This is a genomic window from Roseovarius lutimaris (genome assembly GCF_900115165.1).
Lineage (GTDB): Bacteria > Pseudomonadota > Alphaproteobacteria > Rhodobacterales > Rhodobacteraceae > Roseovarius > Roseovarius lutimaris.
On record NZ_FOVP01000037.1, the window covers coordinates 1 to 18,205 of the forward strand.

The 18,205-nt window shown below is 53.1% G+C and carries 14 protein-coding genes and 2 pseudogenes; 10 read left to right on the forward strand and 6 right to left on the reverse strand.

The window, feature by feature from the left end:
• Positions 1 to 144: 144 nt before the first annotated feature.
• From BMZ91_RS21255 to BMZ91_RS19595, 4 genes and pseudogenes are all read right to left on the reverse strand, one after another.
• A pseudogene (locus tag BMZ91_RS21255) lies at positions 145 to 270 on the reverse strand (IS110 family transposase); the annotation flags it as partial.
• On the reverse strand, positions 264 to 914 hold the full coding sequence (locus BMZ91_RS19580) for a hypothetical protein (protein ID WP_177193934.1): 651 nt from the start codon (positions 912 to 914) through the stop codon (positions 264 to 266). The pseudogene BMZ91_RS21255 and the gene BMZ91_RS19580, both read right to left, overlap by 7 nt.
• 648 nt (positions 915 to 1,562) lie before the next feature.
• The gene (locus BMZ91_RS19590) at positions 1,563 to 4,502 is read right to left on the reverse strand and encodes a phosphoribosyltransferase-like protein (protein ID WP_143076412.1); all 2,940 of its coding nucleotides are present in this window, start codon (positions 4,500 to 4,502) and stop codon (positions 1,563 to 1,565) included.
• Positions 4,503 to 4,510: 8 nt separating this feature from the next.
• Positions 4,511 to 4,972 (reverse strand): hypothetical protein, encoded by a 462-nt coding sequence (locus BMZ91_RS19595; protein ID WP_092842290.1) that lies wholly within the window; start codon positions 4,970 to 4,972, stop codon positions 4,511 to 4,513.
• A 1,019-nt stretch (positions 4,973 to 5,991) separates the two neighbouring features.
• On the opposite strand from BMZ91_RS19595, the pseudogene BMZ91_RS22135 reads away from it, so the two are divergent.
• From BMZ91_RS22135 to BMZ91_RS19625, 7 genes and pseudogenes are all read left to right on the forward strand, one after another.
• Positions 5,992 to 6,300 (forward strand): annotated as a pseudogene (locus tag BMZ91_RS22135) (type I restriction enzyme HsdR N-terminal domain-containing protein); the annotation flags it as partial.
• Entirely contained in the window at positions 6,298 to 8,499 is a 2,202-nt protein-coding gene (locus tag BMZ91_RS19600) for a DEAD/DEAH box helicase family protein (protein WP_425441609.1), read from the forward strand. The pseudogene BMZ91_RS22135 and the gene BMZ91_RS19600, both read left to right, overlap by 3 nt.
• Before the next feature lie 12 nt (positions 8,500 to 8,511).
• Entirely contained in the window at positions 8,512 to 11,085 is a 2,574-nt protein-coding gene (locus BMZ91_RS19605) for an N-6 DNA methylase (RefSeq protein ID WP_092842292.1), read from the forward strand.
• Positions 11,082 to 11,723: a hypothetical protein gene (locus tag BMZ91_RS19610; protein ID WP_092842293.1), complete on the forward strand. Its 642-nt coding sequence runs from the start codon at positions 11,082 to 11,084 to the stop codon at positions 11,721 to 11,723. Before BMZ91_RS19605 ends, BMZ91_RS19610 begins: the two co-directional genes overlap by 4 nt.
• Positions 11,723 to 12,469 (forward strand): hypothetical protein, encoded by a 747-nt coding sequence (locus BMZ91_RS19615; protein ID WP_092842294.1) that lies wholly within the window; start codon positions 11,723 to 11,725, stop codon positions 12,467 to 12,469. Before BMZ91_RS19610 ends, BMZ91_RS19615 begins: the two co-directional genes overlap by 1 nt.
• Before the next feature lie 120 nt (positions 12,470 to 12,589).
• Positions 12,590 to 13,852 (forward strand): hypothetical protein, encoded by a 1,263-nt coding sequence (locus BMZ91_RS19620; RefSeq protein ID WP_092842295.1) that lies wholly within the window; start codon positions 12,590 to 12,592, stop codon positions 13,850 to 13,852.
• Entirely contained in the window at positions 13,849 to 14,244 is a 396-nt protein-coding gene (locus tag BMZ91_RS19625) for an IS5 family transposase (RefSeq protein ID WP_092842296.1), read from the forward strand. Before BMZ91_RS19620 ends, BMZ91_RS19625 begins: the two co-directional genes overlap by 4 nt.
• A 4-nt stretch (positions 14,245 to 14,248) precedes the next feature.
• On the opposite strand, the gene BMZ91_RS19630 is transcribed toward BMZ91_RS19625, so the two are convergent.
• Positions 14,249 to 14,434 carry a ribbon-helix-helix protein, CopG family gene (locus BMZ91_RS19630; protein ID WP_092842297.1) on the reverse strand — a complete coding sequence of 62 codons (186 nt, stop codon included), beginning with the start codon at positions 14,432 to 14,434 and terminating at the stop codon, positions 14,249 to 14,251.
• A gap of 120 nt (positions 14,435 to 14,554) precedes the next feature.
• Between BMZ91_RS19630 and BMZ91_RS19635 the strand changes: the two genes are divergently transcribed.
• From BMZ91_RS19635 to BMZ91_RS19645, 3 genes are all read left to right on the forward strand, one after another.
• A complete protein-coding gene (locus BMZ91_RS19635; RefSeq protein ID WP_092842298.1) occupies positions 14,555 to 15,052 on the forward strand; it encodes a hypothetical protein in 498 nt (165 codons plus the stop codon).
• An 87-nt stretch (positions 15,053 to 15,139) separates the two neighbouring features.
• Positions 15,140 to 15,700 (forward strand): PDDEXK-like family protein, encoded by a 561-nt coding sequence (locus tag BMZ91_RS19640; RefSeq protein ID WP_092842299.1) that lies wholly within the window; start codon positions 15,140 to 15,142, stop codon positions 15,698 to 15,700.
• Positions 15,701 to 15,718: 18 nt separating this feature from the next.
• A complete protein-coding gene (locus BMZ91_RS19645) occupies positions 15,719 to 18,013 on the forward strand; it encodes an AAA family ATPase (protein ID WP_092842300.1) in 2,295 nt (764 codons plus the stop codon).
• Here the strand turns inward: BMZ91_RS19645 and BMZ91_RS19650 are convergent.
• The coding region (locus BMZ91_RS19650; RefSeq protein WP_143076275.1) for an integrase core domain-containing protein at positions 17,920 to 18,205 on the reverse strand (286 nt) is incomplete at its 5' end. The genes BMZ91_RS19645 and BMZ91_RS19650 overlap by 94 nt on opposite strands.

The window sequence follows — 18,205 nt, forward strand, 5'->3', positions numbered from 1 at the left end:
CAACAAAACAGAACCAATGAGATTAGCAGCCTGAAGTGAAACCCTGATCCATCTTAACAAGGCTGCAAACTGGTCGAAAAAGCAGGACCACCTCTTATGCACCATCATTTCGCAGGTCTTGCTAACTCATTGTTTCTGTTCCTCTCAAGCGGTGTGCGGGTTGTAAGGTTCGTTGCGGGTTAAAACTGCCCAGACTATCCTTGCTGTTTTATTGGCCATAGCGACGGTTGCAAGGCGCGCTGGTTTGCGTTCAAGCAATGAAGTCAGCCATTTACTTGCGCGTTCGCATTCCAGATTTTCAGCCAACCGGCCTTGCCCTTTTCGATTACCTCGGCGCGCTTGTCGTAGATCACGAGCTGGCGGCTTTCGCCCTTGCCCGCGCGCAGGCCGGTCACGCGGGTTCCCGACGCATGGGTTTCGCTTTCTGACGGGCCGGTAAATTCCACGGCTTTGGTCTTGGGCGGCAAGACTAGGTGATTGCGATCCGGCTCGAACCACGGGGCCAGAAAGTCTATCGCAAAGTCGGTGCGGGTGACGCGCACTTGGTTTTCACCATAGAGGATACCAAATGCTCGCATGCAGGCTTCAAGGTGATCTTGCGCCGCCTTGAGGCCTCCGGTTGCCAGAAGGAAAGCCCGGAAATCAACGGTAATGCCGGGATTGTTCGCCGGGCGGTTTTCCGGGTCCAGAAAATACCATTCCGCGCCCATGTCGCCGGTATGGGCAGAGAATGCCATGCCGCCGCTGCGCCGCACACCAAGGCTAATCTCGTCAAAGGTCAGAATGCAATCGCGGTTGGTCTCAACCGCCTCGGCCTTGGCCGCGCTCAGGCGTTCCCGAAAGGCCGGGGGAATATCGGTTTCGATGGTCAGTCTTAGCCCGTCAAAGCCGCTGTGCAGAATATCCGCGTTCATTTGCGCTGCCTTACGATTTTGTATTGGTAGAGGGGGGTGTTACAAGACCCCCCTCTTTGCGGCATCGCCGCCGTTGGTCGCTGTTGTGAGGGGAGTGCGGGCGCTGCCGCGCCCGAAGAAGAGCCTCCGGCGGGGCAGCTTTTGTTTTGGGGCCGGGCGCAGAGGCCCGGCGCTTGTCATTGACGGTTGGAAAGCTGGCGACTGATCCAGATTTCAGCGCGTTCAGCGCATTTGGCGGCGTTCAACAGATCGGCCTGAAAAAAGCCCGATGTGTTTTTCCATTCGTTTTCGCCGGTCTTGTAAGAGCGTGACAGATCGACTGAATAGAAGCCGTCATTGCTCCAGATTGTCGCCGTTACGAGGCCAATCTTGATCTTGTGGTCAGCAGGTTTGACATGGTGGTATCTCCGTGATCTTGAATTTGGATGTAATATGGGCGCGGGATGGCATTTGACCCCGCGCCCTGTTGAAGCCATCCGGCCCCAAAATCCCGCGCGGCGCTGCCAACCCCGCACGGGCAAAACTCAATACTTTGCGCCGTAGGTCGTGTTCGCGCGGCGACGTGTCTCGGCCCACTCCAAAAGATCGCAGCGGCGATAAGTTCCGTTGATGCTCATCCCAAAGCAAGGAAATACAGAGTCAGTGGCTCTAAGCCAAAGTGAGATTTCGCAGTCTTCCCCAGCGAATTGCAAGTGGCTGCCAAGGGCGTCCGTTGACAATGCCCGGCATCCAAATCGGTGTAAGTGTGGAGGTTGGTACATTGGAAGCAAGGATGGTTAACCCGCAAAATCCGCTATAACCGAGACCATATTCTTGACATTTCGCCCGCTTTTCAGAGCTGAGATCGTCGAATTTTGTTTGATATCTATCCAAGGCAAAGAGCTGTTTGCCAACCGATAAAAGAAACTCTTTCAGTTCTGTTGGAATGTGGACTTTCTCTCCTATCTGCTCTGCATACTCAATTCCGGAGAAATGAGAAATACCAAGGTCGCTGCAAGTGGCCTCAAGCCTCTCGTGAGCAGTTTGGTGGCCAACGGCCACTGCTATGCCGATCGGGACGGTTTTGAACTGTTTAATTTCTTCTTCGGACAAGAGCCCGAATAGAGCATTCTCTTTCCGATACTCTTCAGGCCATTCGTCCTTGTTGGCAACGCAGTAAGAATAGAGTTGGGCACAAGACTGCGTACCTGAAGCAGCGTTGTCATCGACAAAAATGATCTGGTCATCTGGTCCGCAACTTCTGAGCGCGGACGAAAGAGAAGCCTCTGCAGATAGCTTATCGTCTGAAGCAAATTCTTTCATCGCAACTGACCAAGTCTCTCCCCCGCTGCTTGCAGAAAGCGGAACTAGGTAAGACCTACCAGCGACTCTACTCTTCAAATTGTCTATAGCGATGCGGACTTTCGTTAGGACCTCATTCCGGTCCAAGAACGTACCTTCGGCAAGAAGCTTAACCATGTCCTCTCTAAGTTTCGGTGGAAATTGATTTAGAAAAGCCGTCGTGGTCTCGTTGTCAATCGTCCAACCACCTTCTCCATTGAATTTTCCGTACTTTTCGGCTGCGCTTGCCGCCTCTTCAGAATCAAACTTCGGTGCCAAAAGAGGAACATGATCATAATACCCACCAGCTATCAGTGTATCATTAATCCTGTTAAGACGTTTCACGTTGATGCTGGTTCGCCGTGTTACTGCGTCAAGGTTGACTATAGATAAAGGATATACAGAAAATTCCTGCGGCGATTTTGTAAGACTGAATTCGGAATCTCCCTTGATGGAAATTGACGCTCTGCTAAATTGTTCTGACCTGCGAAAGACTACTGAACGTGTAGCAAGGCACACAACTTCCCGCCATTCGGATGCCGCCATTATGAAGCCGATTTGGCGAAAGAAATCGCCAGCGTCGCTCACCCCCCTTACATTGGTGAAGTTGTCGGCCGTCAAGAGCTCCCCGTGTTGAAAAACTGGCGCTTCAATCAGTTTTTGGTCAAGGGCTGCAATTGCGATAAAGAAGACCTGTGGCGGTTCCCCCTCGGGAATTAGGCTCCTCTCCTTTTTGTTCTTGTTCCCCCGTCCAGCTTCGACCTCTCTAATCTTTGCTGAAATAGATTCAACTTCCGATCGAATTTGGTTCTCAAAATCGACACTATCGATAAGGTCGTCACCGCCACGAGTGAAGAGATCCTGAAATGGTGAAGAAACCGTTTTGTCTAAGGTGGCCTCACTATCCGAACCCGACTTTGGGCCGAATAGCCGCGGCAGAATTGAACCAATCGGTATCTGTCTTTCTAGGATTACCGCGCCAAGGGCACATGCCTTTTTGGGAAGCGTTCTCCGCATAATCGAGAGCGCAAGCTGCGAGATTTCTTTATTCTCTACGCCAGATAGACCTGTCAGAAAGGACTCATCGGTATGAGACCAAAGAAACACAGCGTCTTTATAGCGTGCATCTGCTCCTGTCCCGGTCTCCAGAGAATACTGGGAGTTGAGCTTCAATGCCCTTGCAACGATTGCTTCGGAGGTCCTTGTTACCGCGTGTAAATACACGCGCTGGTACAAAACAGACCGAGCTCTTATTATTTCATCGTATGTGTCCCAGCCTGAAGCGTTTAGGGCGAAGACCATGCGGTCACCACCTCCGTATCCAAGTTCTTTGGCCTTCCAGTCTTGAAGGCCGATCATGCTACTACCGAGAAAAACCCTCGAAACATCTACACCGATAGGAATACCACAGGCCTCGGCATCGCGGTTAACATAGTCAATCTTGTCAGCGTCGACTGACGAAGAAGAAATGATGTCTTGAATGTTACCACACTTGTCTGAGACTCTTTGTCCCGCGATTAAGCAAGCTAAGCGAAACTGCGCGTCCTCGTCGGGTTGCGAGCGCACATAATTGGAATAGTAACTTCCGAAACGTGGTGACAACACCACGGCCAGTGAAAGCGCCTCAGAAAGAGATATCTCGGCCTTTAATTTGTACTCAGCCAAGTCTTTGAAATCCTGATAGGAGCAACCACCAAATTCAAATCGTTCTTTACTTGCAATGATCGCACTCTCGAGAGCATGTGAAAATGGCAGGTGACCAACGTCGTGCATGATGGCTGCGTGGATCATCTCTTCTCTTGTTAGAGGGGATAAATCAGCGAATGTCTTGTATCCGTCTAGTCCGTCCTGCATTTCAGAGGGAGATCGCTTTCGGTCGATTGCATCGACGAAGCGAGATACAACGTGCGCCATGCCAATCGAGTGTGGAAATCTCGAATGTTCAGCGGACGGGTAAGTCAAAAAAGAGAAGCCTAATTGACGAACTCTCCGCATTCTCTGGAGTATGGGAGAGTCTATTAGTCGCATAGACGACCCATCAAAGAGCATCATGCCCCAAACGGAGTCCTTGATTGCTTTCTCTTTGTTTGGACGATGTTCGCCAAGTGCAATACAGGAGTTCACGTAGTCCTGCGTGAAGCCAATCTCGTCGAGAGCGAGTTCGATATGAGATGCAAAGGAAGCGTTCTCAAACCATTCGAGGCTAAGTTGTCTGGCCCCTTCTACCCTTGATTTGAATGATGCCTTTGCTGCGCTTCTTTCAGACAATTGAGCGCTCAGCTAGCTTCAGAATGCGATAACAAAAACACGTCGACAGCCTTGTTAATCAATTTTTTCTGATCTTCCGAGAGTTTGGCGAGTTCGTTTGCGGCAGAAGTCTTGGAAATCGCGAAGTCTACAACCTCATAGCTGGGATTATTAATTTTCGTCCAATATCCTTGTGCCGACCTTAACTGGTGCTCCCATCCCTCGACCCCCCCAAGTGAAGACGGCCGAACTCGGTTCGCAGTTCTAACCCACTGAACAAGCTCGCTCCATTTGACCTGATTTTCCTCAAATTCTGCGATTGCTTCATCAAGGAGGTCAACAACATTTGAAAGGGCCTGCCGAGTTTTGGGGTCACGAGGTGAGATTCCACGCCAATCTCTTGTGACCAAGTTTGCGACTATGGCCTCGACAAATCTATCTGGAGTCATCGCTGCGTTCGGATTTAGGCCTGTCGTGTTCGTCGCTAACATTTCCAATTTTCTACCCACATTTTGTGCAGCCTCACTTCAGATAGTATACGGTGCTGCAGAAGCGTCAATATCTAGTTGAACCCTAGCACAGAACACAGGGAGAACATAGCGCGATTTTCTGTCGGTCCGATTGGTGAGCAAGGATGCGCTTGAGCACCGGCATGGTCAAGTCTTGCCAAGAAAAATGTTCTATCGAGGACAAAAATGGCGCGAGCGAACACAATCGATGATCCGGGTCACCATTGAAAGCCTGCAGCGGCCTGGTTTCTAGCATTGAACTTTTTTTCATATCATTGCTGGACCCCAAACGGCACTCACGGGAGTGAGTGCGCGCAGATCAACTTGTCCAACGTATAGCCAATTGCTGAGCGGGTTTCCTAACCCGTCAAAGCGCCTGATCCAGTGGAGTCTGTTGGAACCCGCCGTTCAACTCATGTCTTCGACAGTTCAGGTCAAGGCAGATGACGTCTGTCTCAAGATTATGGATCAGTCTTGGAAGCGGTCTTTTCCAATAAGTAGGTCCAGCCTGCAGCAAGTGAACACGTTCGTTTCAGCGAATATTTGCCATGGGAAATTTACCTACCGCGATCGTTTTTCGGCTACCGACCAAATTATTGAACAAATGGTAAGTAGCGCGCCGATCGCGGGCTCACCGTCCGCACCACTGCCGCGCCGTTCAGGACTTCCAAATCATAGGCTTCGGTAGTCTCGCCCAGAGGCACTTCGACCAACACCCAGCTATCGCCACTGCTCGCCCGGGTGCGCCGAAGCCACGTCAGCAGCAAATCACCGCCCGGCTGCGTCACCCCGCGCAATTGCGCCGGGCTTAGGGGAGAATTGAGCCACTACCGTCAGGAAAGCACTTTGACAGCAATGCCGTTTCCGTGGTCAATCTAAAGGGGAGTGCGTGCTCGACGCGTCCTTATTAATGAAGGTGATGCCCATCAGGCATCGCATTGGGGCGGGATAACTAATTCTTGAAAAGCAAAGAAGCGACAGCACGTATAAAGATTAACCGGATGCTAGAGGCAGCAGGATGGCGTTTCTTCGACGAGCCAAATGGGCCTGCTAACATTGTGCTAGAGCCGAATGTGAAGCTGCAGCCACAGGATTTGACTGCACTCGGGGAAGATTTAGAAAAAGTCACGAATGGCTTTGTCGACTTCCTATTGCTGGATGCAATGGGGAAGCCTCTGATCGTTCTGGAAGCAAAGTCTGAAGAAAAAAATCCGCTGTCCGCCAAGGAGCAGGCAAGGAAATATGCGCGATCTCAAAACGCGCGTTTCGTGATTTTGAGCAACGGAAATATACACTATCTCTGGGACTTGGAGCAGGGAAATCCGACAGTAATCTCAAAATTTCCAAGCCCAACCGAAATCGGAAATCATTATGCTTTCGCGCCAGATGCCAAGAGGCTGGCCGCAGAGAAAGTTGGTCTTGATTACATTGCCTTGACGCAATTGCCCGGTTACGAAACTCAAGCAAGCTGGCGAGTTGAAGAAGAGCGCGATGCGTTTATAGAAAAACACAAACTGCGATTTCTTCGTAAGTACCAGCAGCGCGCAATTCAGAGGATTCAGGAAGATGCTCTAAAGGGGGCGACCCGTTTTCTCTTTGAAATGGCAACCGGTACTGGAAAGACACTTACGTCTGCTGCCATCACAAAACTCTTTCTGAGGACTGGAAATGCAAAGCGAGTGCTCTTTCTCGTGGACCGCCTGGAGTTGGAGGTACAAGCCGATAAGGCATTTAAAGCATATCTAAAAAATGATTTCACTTCGGTGATTTACAAGGAGCAGCGTGACGACTGGCGCAAAGCTGACATTGTGGTCACGACTGTTCAGTCGCTTCTATTCAATGACAAGTTTCGTCGATTCTTTGCGCCAACGGATTTTGATCTTGTTATCTCTGATGAAGCGCACCGTTCGATCGGCGGAAACGCCAGAGCTGTGTTTGAATACTTCATCGGTTATAAGCTTGGCCTTACAGCGACACCTAAAGACTATCTAAAGCAACCAAGCAACGGAAACTCTGTCCGCGATGCGCGAGAAACAGAGAGAAGAATGATGCTTGATACATACCGCACCTTTGGCTGCGATACTGGGGAGCCGACTTTTCGGTACTCTTTGATCGATGGTGTAAGGGGTGGCTTTCTCATCAATCCTTACGTGGTTGATGCGCGAACCGGAGTCACAACCCAATTACTCTCTGATGCGGGGTTCATTGTCACATCGACCGATGAGGATGGCAACGAACTTGAAGAAGCGTTTGCAGGAAGGGACTTCGAGAAGAAATTCTTTGCGGAACCAACCAACCGCGCATTCTGCAAGACGCTTCTCCAACATGGATCACGTGATCCGATATCGGGCGAGTTCGGGAAGACCATAGCTTTCGCGGTCAGCCAGAACCACGCCGCAAAGGTGGTGCAGATCCTGAACGAGATGGCTGATCAACTTTGGCCCGGACGATATAATTCCGACTTTGCAATGCAGGTAACAAGCCACGTTACTGATTCTCAGAAAATGACCGTCAACTTTGCCAACAACAATCTGGGCGGTCACAGTAGCTTTGAAGAGAACTATCGCACCAGCCGGGCGCGAGTTTGCGTCACGGTAGGCATGATGACGACAGGCTATGACTGCCCCGATCTACTCAATCTTGCCTTGATGCGTCCAATCTTTTCCCCGTCTGATTTTGTACAGATCAAGGGCCGGGGAACCCGAAAGCACAACTTTGCCGAGGAAATGTTCGATCCTGCCAGGCGCGCGGAGATGGGGGAGGTCAAGAAGACCGCTTACCGCCTCTTCGACTTCTTCGCCAACTGCGAATACTTCGAAGAAAAATTCGATTATGACGAAGAACTGACGCTGCCCATGCCGTCTACGATGCCGCTGTCATCGGGCGGCGAAGGGGGAGATGGGCAGACCACCGGGCCGGGTGGGATTGGAACCTACGAGCATTTTGATCCCGACGATGTTGTCAGCCAGGTTGAGCAACAGATCGGCGCCGATGGTATGCGGATCGATCGCGAACTGTTCCGCAAATTCGAGGCGGCTGCCCGAGCTGACACAACACTGTCCGATCTAGTCGCAGCCCAGAATTGGGAAGCCGCAACCCGCCACGTCATCGAAGAACTCTTCGACAAGCCCAACGACTTCTACACCCTTGAGAAGCTCCGCAAGGCTGCTGGGGTGGACCGCCGCATCTCGGTGCGGGAACTTGTCGAAAAGGCGTTCGGCTTCATCCCCGGCTTCAAGAATAAAGCCGAACTGATCGAGGATGAATTCCAGAAGTTTCTCGCCGATCAGAAGCCCGAAGAGGCCGACCGCATCCGTGAAATGCGCTATTTCTTCGAGGCTTACATCCGCGATGGCCATGTCCGTGCCAAGATCGATGCTGGCCATTTCGCCGATCTGAACGTAAACCCAAGTTTCACCACGCGAGACCTCAAAGAGGTGCCCGCCGCGTGGCGCAAACGTATCCCCGAATACATCAAGGACTATGTGTCCCTGAACCCGTTCCTTTGATGAAAGACCCTCATGTTAGACACTGACACCAAACGCCGAATTGACACCTGCCGCGATATCCTTGTCGGTAAAGTGCCCGATCCGAAAAGTCAGGTCGAACAAATCACCGTCGCGCTGATCTACAAGTTCATGGATGACATGGACCTAGAGGCCGAGGAGTTGGGCGGCGAGAGACGGTTCTTCACCAAAGACTATGAACGCTACCGTTGGGCTAAACTGGTTGCCCCTGGCGTGTCGGGGCAAGACATGCTCAACACCTATTCAGAAGCCCTGACCAAGATGGTCGAGAATGACGGGCTGCCAAAGCTGTTTCGGGACATTTTCCGCAACGCCTATCTGCCCTACCGCGACCCCGAAACGCTGCGGTCGTTCCTGCGCGAGATCAACAGCTTCACCTATGATCACAGCGAAAAGCTGGGCGATGCGTTTGAGTACCTGCTTTCGGTTCTGGGCAGCCAGGGCGACGCGGGCCAATTCCGAACGCCCCGCCACATCATCGACTTCATGGTTGAGATCATCGACCCGAAGAAGACCGAGACCATCATGGACCCGGCCTGTGGCACGGCAGGCTTTCTGATTTCGGCCTACAAGCACATCCTGAAACAGAACTCGACGACCGCGCCCAGCGCGTCGACGATGTCCGAAGGCGAGGACGCCGCCGAGCAGGCGCTGGAAAGCCCTTTGCGCTATCCCGGTGACAAGCTGTCCCAAGAGGATCGCTTGCGCCTTGCCAACAACATCTATGGCTACGACATCTCGCCCGATATGGTGCGGCTAAGCCTTGTGAACCTCTACCTGCATGGTTTTGCTGATCCCAAGATTGAAGAGTACGACACCCTGACATCCGAAGATAAGTGGCAAGAGATGGCCGATGTCATCCTCGCCAACCCGCCCTTCATGTCGCCCAAAGGTGGGATCAAACCGCACACGCGGTTTCAGGTGCAATCAAAACGCAGCGAAGTGCTGTTTGTCGACTACATCGCGGAACACCTGTCGCCCCAAGGTCGTGCCGCGATTGTCGTTCCAGAGGGGATCATCTTTCAGAGCCAAAGTGCCTATGTTGCCCTGCGCAAGATGCTGGTGGAGAACCACCTCGCGGCGGTCATCTCGCTGCCTGCTGGCGTCTTCAACCCCTATTCCGGCGTGAAAACCTCGATCCTGATCCTTGACCGCGCCGTGGCCAAGGCCAGTAAGCAAGTAGCGTTTTTCAAAATCGAGAATGACGGATTTGCCCTCGGTGCGCAGCGCAAAGGCGTAAAGGGTTCGAACCTGCCGCAGGTGAAGGCTGATCTTTCGGCTTGGTTGCAAGACGCTCGGGCGGGTGGCGGTGTAGAATTGCACAGCCCGCTCGGTGAGGCAGTCGCACGAACGAAGCTGGCTGAGGACGGTGACTTCAACTTGAGTGTTGAGCGTTACAAGGAAAAGATCGCAGTAAAGCGCGCTTGGCCGATGGTTCCTCTAGGGGATGTAACCAAGAGACTGAGTGGCGGAACACCTTCAAAGGCCAACTCAGCCTTTTGGGAAGGGGATATTCCTTGGGTATCCCCTAAAGACATGAAGTCCGATGTGATCTTTGATACAATTGATCATGTGTCACGAGATGCAGTAGCGGAAAGTGCGACGTCTTTGGTTCAGCGGGATACTATCTTGTGCGTGGTTCGCTCAGGCATCCTGCAACATTCTTTTCCAGTCGCACTTGCCGCGCGCGAGATGTGTTTCAATCAAGACTTGGTCGCACTGGTGCCGGAAAGTGATCTGCTTCTGCCACATTTCCTGTTTTGGAACCTAAAATGTCGAAGCAAGGAAATACTGGCCGAGGGCATTAAGCCGGGAGTGACTGTTCAGAGCTTCCATTCAGGGTACTTTAAGAACTTCCTAATGCCCCTCCCGCCGCTTGAAGCACAGCGTGAGATTGTGGCCGAGATTAAGGGCTATCAGCGCGTCATCGATGGTGCGCGCGCCGTCCTGGAAAACTATCGCCCCCACATCCCGGTTGATCCTGAGTGGCCGGTGATGGAGCTCGGAGAAATTTGTACCCCCGAATATGGCTTCACGGCAAGCGCAGAGGCAGAGGGGCAGGCACGCTTCATCAGGATTACGGACATCTCCGCCGATGGAATGTTGCGCCCTGATGATCCCAAGTTTGTTGATCTCACCACTGATGCGGAGAAATCGCTTCTAACCCAAGGCGACTTGCTAGTTGCGCGGACGGGTGCGACGTTCGGAAAGACCATGATGTTCGTGGAGGAATATCCCGCAGTCTTCGCCTCTTATCTAATCCGGTTGCGGTTCCCGCCGAATCTAGTAGCGCCAAAATTCTACTGGGCGTTCGCCCAAAGTTCAGAATACTGGAGCCAAGCAAATTCGCTTATGACGGGCGGAGGGCAGCCGCAGTTTAACGGCGGGGCATTAAAGAAAATTAAGTTCTCGGTGCCGCCGCTTGACGTGCAACAAGCAATCGTCGCCGAAATCGAAACCGAGCAGGCCCTTGTCAACGGCAACCGCGACCTAATCTCCCGTTTCGAGAAAAAGATCGCCGCCGCCATCGCCCGTGTTTGGGGCGAAGCCAAGGAGGCAGCCGAATGATCCCGAACCGCTTCGCCACCGAATATCCCGAGCGCTGCCTGCAATTGCTAGATGCCTTAGAACCGATCGCCCAAGATCGTGACCTTTTCGGGACCTTCTCGGTCATGCTTGCGTCCTCCATTCTTCTCGTTCCGTGGGAGCGTGCCAGCAACAGACATCCCCTAAACCAAGAAGACGGCGGCGGTCTTCAAGCCGCGCTCAAGAAGCTGGAAAAGCAGAAATGGCAGGCGGCTGATTTCTGGGCAGGCAATGGTCCAGGCGAGTGGCGGTTCTCGCGGATCATGGGCGATCCGAATGAGGCTCGGGATTGGCAGGGCGAGGGTGGCCACCCGTCCTTTTCCGTTGATGCAAATACGATCCAGCGGCGGAGTGTGGGCGAGGTGTTCCGGGTGCTGCGAAATGCTCTGGCTCACGGGAACATCATTTACCTGGACAAAGATGGGGTTGAAACTGGAGGCGCGCGTGTCCAGCACATCGCTTTTCTTTCGCGGTATGAAGAAAACGATGAGCAGCGGGCCACTGCCGAGACCTATCGGTTGGTGACAGTGCGCGAGGTCGATTTCCTACCGTTTGTTAGGTCTTGGGCCAATTGGGTGGTCGCCCACCATGAGCACGATCGCGAGCTGAGGGTAGCCTGATGGACGAAGCTCTGGAACTCGGCGCCTATCTTCCTCAGTCCTTGGCGAACGCCAGTGAACAAGCGTATCTCGATTTTCTCTGGTCGGCCTTCCAAACGAACTACCAGTCCGAGCGATACGAGTTTGCCAGCCTCGCCTTTCATCTGCTCTACATGAGCTTCGTAAGCTTCTCGATCTGGCAAATTCGCTTGGCGCGGCCCGATCCATTTGCCATGGCAATGGTCGGTTTCCGTTCTGACGAAGAAGGCAGCCTGATGGACTGCGAAAGCCCGTTCAAGTTCTACGACCGCCTCAAGGAAAGCCAGATATTCCGGTTTCTCAAGCTTATCGGCTGCACCAACCAACAGGTTGGCGAATTCGCCAAGTTTGTGAGGCGCCGCAACAAGATTGCCCACCCGACTGGTACGGTCTTCTTCAATGATCGCGCTGCCATCGACGCTGAAATTGCCGACATGATGAAGGAGGTTGGGAACATCGAGGCGCATATGGAGCCGGTGATCCTTGAGTTGTATCAGCGATTTCTGGCTGACCGGGCCGATGAAGAGCTATGGTCCTTTGCTGTGCCGGGCGATGAAGTGACCGCAAATCTCGTCCATGCCAATTACATGTCTGCCGCGGACCTGGCCTATTGTCGGGCCTTCGATATTGAAAGCCTGCGGGACGAACCCGGTTTCGAGGCCAAGCTCGCTTTGCATCAGTCGCTGGTAGCTCTTTACCCGCCCGACGAAATTGATGACGCCGCATGACGTGCCTGCATTTCTGGGATGATGTCCGGCGATAATTCGAAAAGTTCTTTCAGGTCTGGTCAGATCATGAGGATCTGATCTAGGCCAAATCAAATTGGGCGAACATGGAGAGGAAAACTAATGTCATTCTTTCGGGCATTTACTTCGCAGGACATGGCTGAATTTTTTGGTCGAGCCCAAGGCGTCATCTGCTATGCGGGTCCGGGAATTCAACCTCAAGTTGCCGAAGCGCTTGTCGCCGCAGCAGCCCGGATCGGGCCCGATCTGATCATCGTCTGCCTTGATTTCGACGAGCGTGTGCTGCGAATGGGCTTTGGTGATCTTGAAGCGGTCAAGGCTCTGAAAGTAGCTGGTATCAATGTGACAACGACCCCCGGACTTCGCATGGGGTTGGCTGTCGCCGATGGCGAAGGGTTTTCATTTACCCCGACCGCACTGTTTCTGGAAGCAGAAGATCGTGCAGAGCTGGGTATGAATGGGATGCGACTCTCGAAAGATCAAGTCAAAGAAGCGCTAGCGCGGCTGTCTCCTGGAGCTAAAGCGGCGGCGATCGTAATGGCCACGACAGTCGAGGAGAAGCAGCGTTTGTCCGAAATCAAAGTCGAGATTTCATCGAAGCCAATAAGTGAGGCTGCTGTCCATTCGATCGAGCAAAACATAGCTGCGGCGCCCTTGGCAAACTTCGATCTGGCGCGACAGGTTCGTGTCTACAACGCAAGGCTTCAATACGTTGAAGTAGAACTTAACAATGCTGCAATCGAAAGGCGACGTATCGCAATCCCACCGAGCATCCAGGAACTGGGCGGCGGCGAGGAACTGGAGGGCCGATTGAAGACAACATTCGATCTGATCGAAAAGAACAGTAGTCTGTCGTCCAAGCCACTTGCTGACAAAGTCGCTAAGCTCCGAAAGGATTTCACACCATCGCTTGGTAAGAAATTTGGTCGTGCCATTATGAAGTCAGCGAAACCGCACTTCGAGAAACGCCTAGATGCCCTACGTGCCGAGCTGGTGATTCATCAGGCTAAGGTCGCTGCGGAGTTGCAGGAGCAGCTGGATAAATCGCGAAAGGCAATTGTCGATCATTACGCTCCGCTTGCGAAAGCGCAGCCACCAGATGCAGCAGTTGGCCTATTCGGCGGCGACGTGGAAGCATGGCTAGATGAAGAATTGGCGCACGTCTTCCCGCTTGCCGAAGATCTGATTAAAAAGATGGCGCTCGAGTTGGACTACAAAGACGTCACCTTCGAGACTTTGAAAGAAAATGATTTTCTCTTGGCGGTGCGGGCAGCCTTCCCGACTGGTGACTGGGACAAAGCGCACGATGAGTTCAAGGCCGCAGGCGAAGTACCTTCGGCCAAGGGCAAGAGAGGACAAGATTGAACGCAGTTAGCGACGGCGGGTCAACAATAGGTCAGGCTCATGACGCGCGCCCATGCAAGCACCTTCTGGATACTCTGCAACCCGGTCAATACATGCTGGCGGACAAGGCCTATGACGCCGATTGGATCCGTGAGATGATCAGGGAACAGGGTGCAATCGCCGTCATCCCATCCAAATCCAACCGCAAATTGCCCAAGGATTTCGACGCCGAACTCTACAAAGAGCGCAACAAAATCGAGCGCTTCTTCGGGCGCCTGAAAGCCTCTTTCCGCCGCATCGCCACGCGGTACGAGAAAACCTCACGCAACTTTCTCGCAATGATCAAGCTGGCCTCGGTGCGCCTGTGGATCGAGTTTTATGAGTCGGCTGCCATGAAATATTATTCTGAATAACTTATTAAATTTTCCCTTCAGTTTTAATATTTTTTTCCATCCAATCGTCAATTATGCGTCGGATCATCTCCGGCCTGGTCGGAAGATCCTCTTCTTCTCTTCTTAAGTCATCAATTTGTTTCACTAGGTCGCTGTGAAGGCGAAGCATGACGGCTTGCGTGTCGACTTTTGGTCGTCCCATCTTTGTCATATCAAAAAATCCTAATTAAGGGTTGACTTATTGATATGATGATATCATAATATAGCGAGCAAGGCAAGAGGTGGTGCTCTTACCTTGCTCTAAACATTCAGATCTATAGAGGAGATCATCATGTCTGATATTTATACTACCATTGCTATTCGGGCTCAGGAAGCCGCTTCCAAGCTAACATCATTTTTTGAACCCCGTTTTGCGGATATTGTATCCAACCTTTATTCTTCGCTCGAAGAAGAAATCTGGTTCGACGACACTGATTATGACCCTGCCTTTGACTGGACCGAAGATGCAGATGCGGTCTGGCACGCCATCGCTGAAGATGCGGACGACCTGGCCTCGCTTGCTCCGCAGGACGCCGGTGACTTGGCTCTGCATCGGATGTCGCGCCTCGTCGCTCGTGCGATCCGGTCTACATCCCTGATCGAATTGAATGATGTGCTATCCCGCAGCGCGATTTGCCTCGATGAAGCGAAACGCCTCCATTCTCCAGAAATCCACTATCTTCTGGCAGATGCACATGAGTGTCTTGATCGCATGGCCTGCCTCACTGGTGCGCAGATCGCGGAAGCGGACGCTTCAATGCTTCCTTGGTCGCAGTCCATCGCGGCGTAGTCGCACTTAATTCAACGTCATTTTACTCGGCTCGACCGGTGCCAAGGTGCCGGTTGGGGCACTCTATTGCCAAAAGGATCATTACATATGACATTTCAACCGCCTTTAAGCGGGCTCGAAAAGCTGTTCGAGCCTCAAATCCCACCACCTGGACACGACCTTCGCGACTTTCCGCATGTTCCCAGACGAGCCCTTTCAGCAAATGCAAAATGGATTGGCCGCGCCGGTGAGCTGCTGGTAGAAAGTGTTCTGCTGCGCATCGGTCTGGTCTCGGCGCAACTACCTGAATTTATGCCGGCAGACTGTATCGTCTATCACCCAGATGCGTTGCTGCGCGTTCAGATCAAGACATGCTCTAAGCCGCGCAACGGCGCATTTCATTTCAATGTATCCAAAGGATATCACCGGTCGCCGACTGGTGTTCGGCCCTATGATCGCAGCGACTATGATCTGCTCGCCCTCGTTGCTTTGTCTGAAAACGTCGTCAGGTTCACAGCAGATCGAAGACAAACACAATCATTTCTCGTGGCTGATGTTCCCGGGTTGCGGGCCTATCCACGGCGCAGCTTCGATGATGCGCTTGAAGGCATTGGGCTTGCGTCCTGTGACGCGACCACCTCCGACACCACCCCAACAGCTCAATATTGATCAGAAAAGGAAATACCTATGACACATGATAGAGATGGACCGACCTCAAACCATTATGATTTTGCCATGGACCTGGCAAAATCCAGCGCTGAGGCGTTCTGCACAGCGGAATGGCTCAGGTGGAATTCAGTCGTCGATGAGATCGACGATGATGATCAAGACTTCCTACAAGCTCAACCGGAGGATGGCTCGACAGTCACTGTCGAAACAAGGCCTGGCGCAGTGAGTGGCCCACCTGTTGCTGAATCGCTGTCCGAGCCTGAGATCGCGCATGAGTTTGCTAAAGGGCAAGACCCTTGGGCGCGTTGCATCAATGAAGACCTGCCCTCGCAAAGCGGCCTGCCGCGCCCCTCCGCGATCATCGCGACTGTTGGTCTCAGCGCGCTGATCGAGGACGAAGACGTTTTGAACGACATTTTTCGCCCAGGTGGGATTACCAATGTCATCTGCGCATCACCTGCAATGCGTTGCACTTTCGAAGAGGTGATCCGGATGGTCAGCGACCACTGGAAAACCCAAGTCTCGATTGAGAGAAGTGTTGACCTGCGCTGCCAAGTTTTCGACAGGCGCCGGACCACGGCCGCGAAAGATCGCACGCGGTTATTACACGAGTACCAGACGAAAATCGAAAGCAACCTGCGCAACCACGCCGCCATCATGGTTATCAGCAGTCATGTGCAGCAACTGCCAAGATCGCTGCAGAGCCTGACCCGCAGAACCCTGAGGTGGCCGGGCTTTACGACGGACATGATCCTCGCAACTCTGCGGCTGACACACAGTACGACGCGCCAGATTGCCGAAGACGAGATCCGAAAACGCCTCCCAAGCCAAACTGCCCTGAGGCGGCTGGAGCCGTCGCAGATCGATGCCGCATTTGAAGAACCCACAACCCTGCTGGTCGCGGATCGCCTTGCTGAGATCGCAAGTGCAGCATTGGCCCCAAGCGCCGTGACGCTTGATGCCGTGCATGGCCTTGGAGATGTACAGCATCACCTCGATAGGATGCTGGATGATTTGACCAATTGGCAACAGGACCGATTGGCCTGGTCTGATGTGACTAGTAGCGTCGTCTTTCATGGCCCGCCGGGGACAGGGAAGACAATGCTTGCGAAGGCCATCGCTGGTTCGGCTGGCATTCCCCTCATTTCGACGTCGTATGCCGACTGCCAGAAAGCAGGGCACCAGGGCGACATGCTCGCTGCCCTCGCGACTGCTTTCGATGAAGCTGCGCAGGCGGCGCCGGCGGTGCTCTTCATCGATGAAATCGACAGCTTCTCGAGCCGTGCTACCGATGGGCAGAGCAGGTCTTACATGCGCGGTGTCGTGAATGGCCTTTTGGAGCAGATCAATCATGCTGCGGAGATTGAAGGGTTGATCCTACTGGGCGCGACGAACCACTTGGATGCGATCGATCCCGCCGTCATTCGCAGCGGACGTTTCGATCTGAAGCTGCATATCCCCTATCCGGACACGAAAGGCATCAAGGCTATCCTAGCGGCAAGCCTTGGCCGGAACCGCACCGAACAGCTGGACCTCAGGTCGATTTCCGATCGCCTGATTGGACAATCCGGCGCCGCCGTTGAAGCCCTCGCCCGAGACGCCTTGGGGCGGGCCCGCGCAGAAAAATCAAGTTTGCAGCAAAAGCATCTGACCGAGGCCGCTGATCATCTCGCACCGGCGATCAGCCCATCTTTGCTACGCCGAGTCGCCATTCACGAAGCCGGGCATATTCTGGCCGTCTTGCTTTTGCCATTACCAACCCCGAAGCGGGCGCAACTCACAGCGCATGGTGGCATGGTTGTACAACGCCCTTTACCGATCCTGACGCCAGAACTGGCACGTGCTCAGCTTAAGGTTCTTCTGGCCGGGCGAGCCGCTGAAATCCATTTCTACGGCAGCCCAACAAGCGGCGCCGGTGTCGGGCCAGATAGCGATCTCGCGCAAGCGACTGACCTGGCCCTCTCCGCCGAACTCCGCTGGGGGTTTGGCGAAAGCGGATTGGCGTGGCATGGCTATAGCAAGTCTTTGATGCACACTGTGTCGGCCGATGTGAAGCAGCGGGTCGAGAAGCATCTCAAAGAAGCGCATGAGAGTGCGGCCGTCCTGATTCAGCAGAATACCAATCTCTTGTCTAAAATTGCAGATCGCCTCGTTGATGAGAGGTGGTCCTGCTTTTTCGACCAGTTTGCAGCCTTGTTAAGATGGATCAGGGTTTCACTTCAGGCTGCTAATCTCATTGGTTCTGTTTTGTTGGCGTATACCTCATCGGGGGTCAATAACCCGTGCGTCGAATGGGGGCGCTCAGAGTTGTAGTAGGTCAGCCATTTACCGATGCCCGCCCGCATTTCTGAGCCGGTCTCAAAAGCGTTGAGGTAGACGCATTCATATTTCAGTGACCGCCACAGCCGCTCAATCATCCGATTGTCGCGCCAAGCGCCTTTGCCGTCCATGCTGATCTTGATCTTTGCATCCGTAAGCACGTCGATCCAAGCACCACTGGTAAAT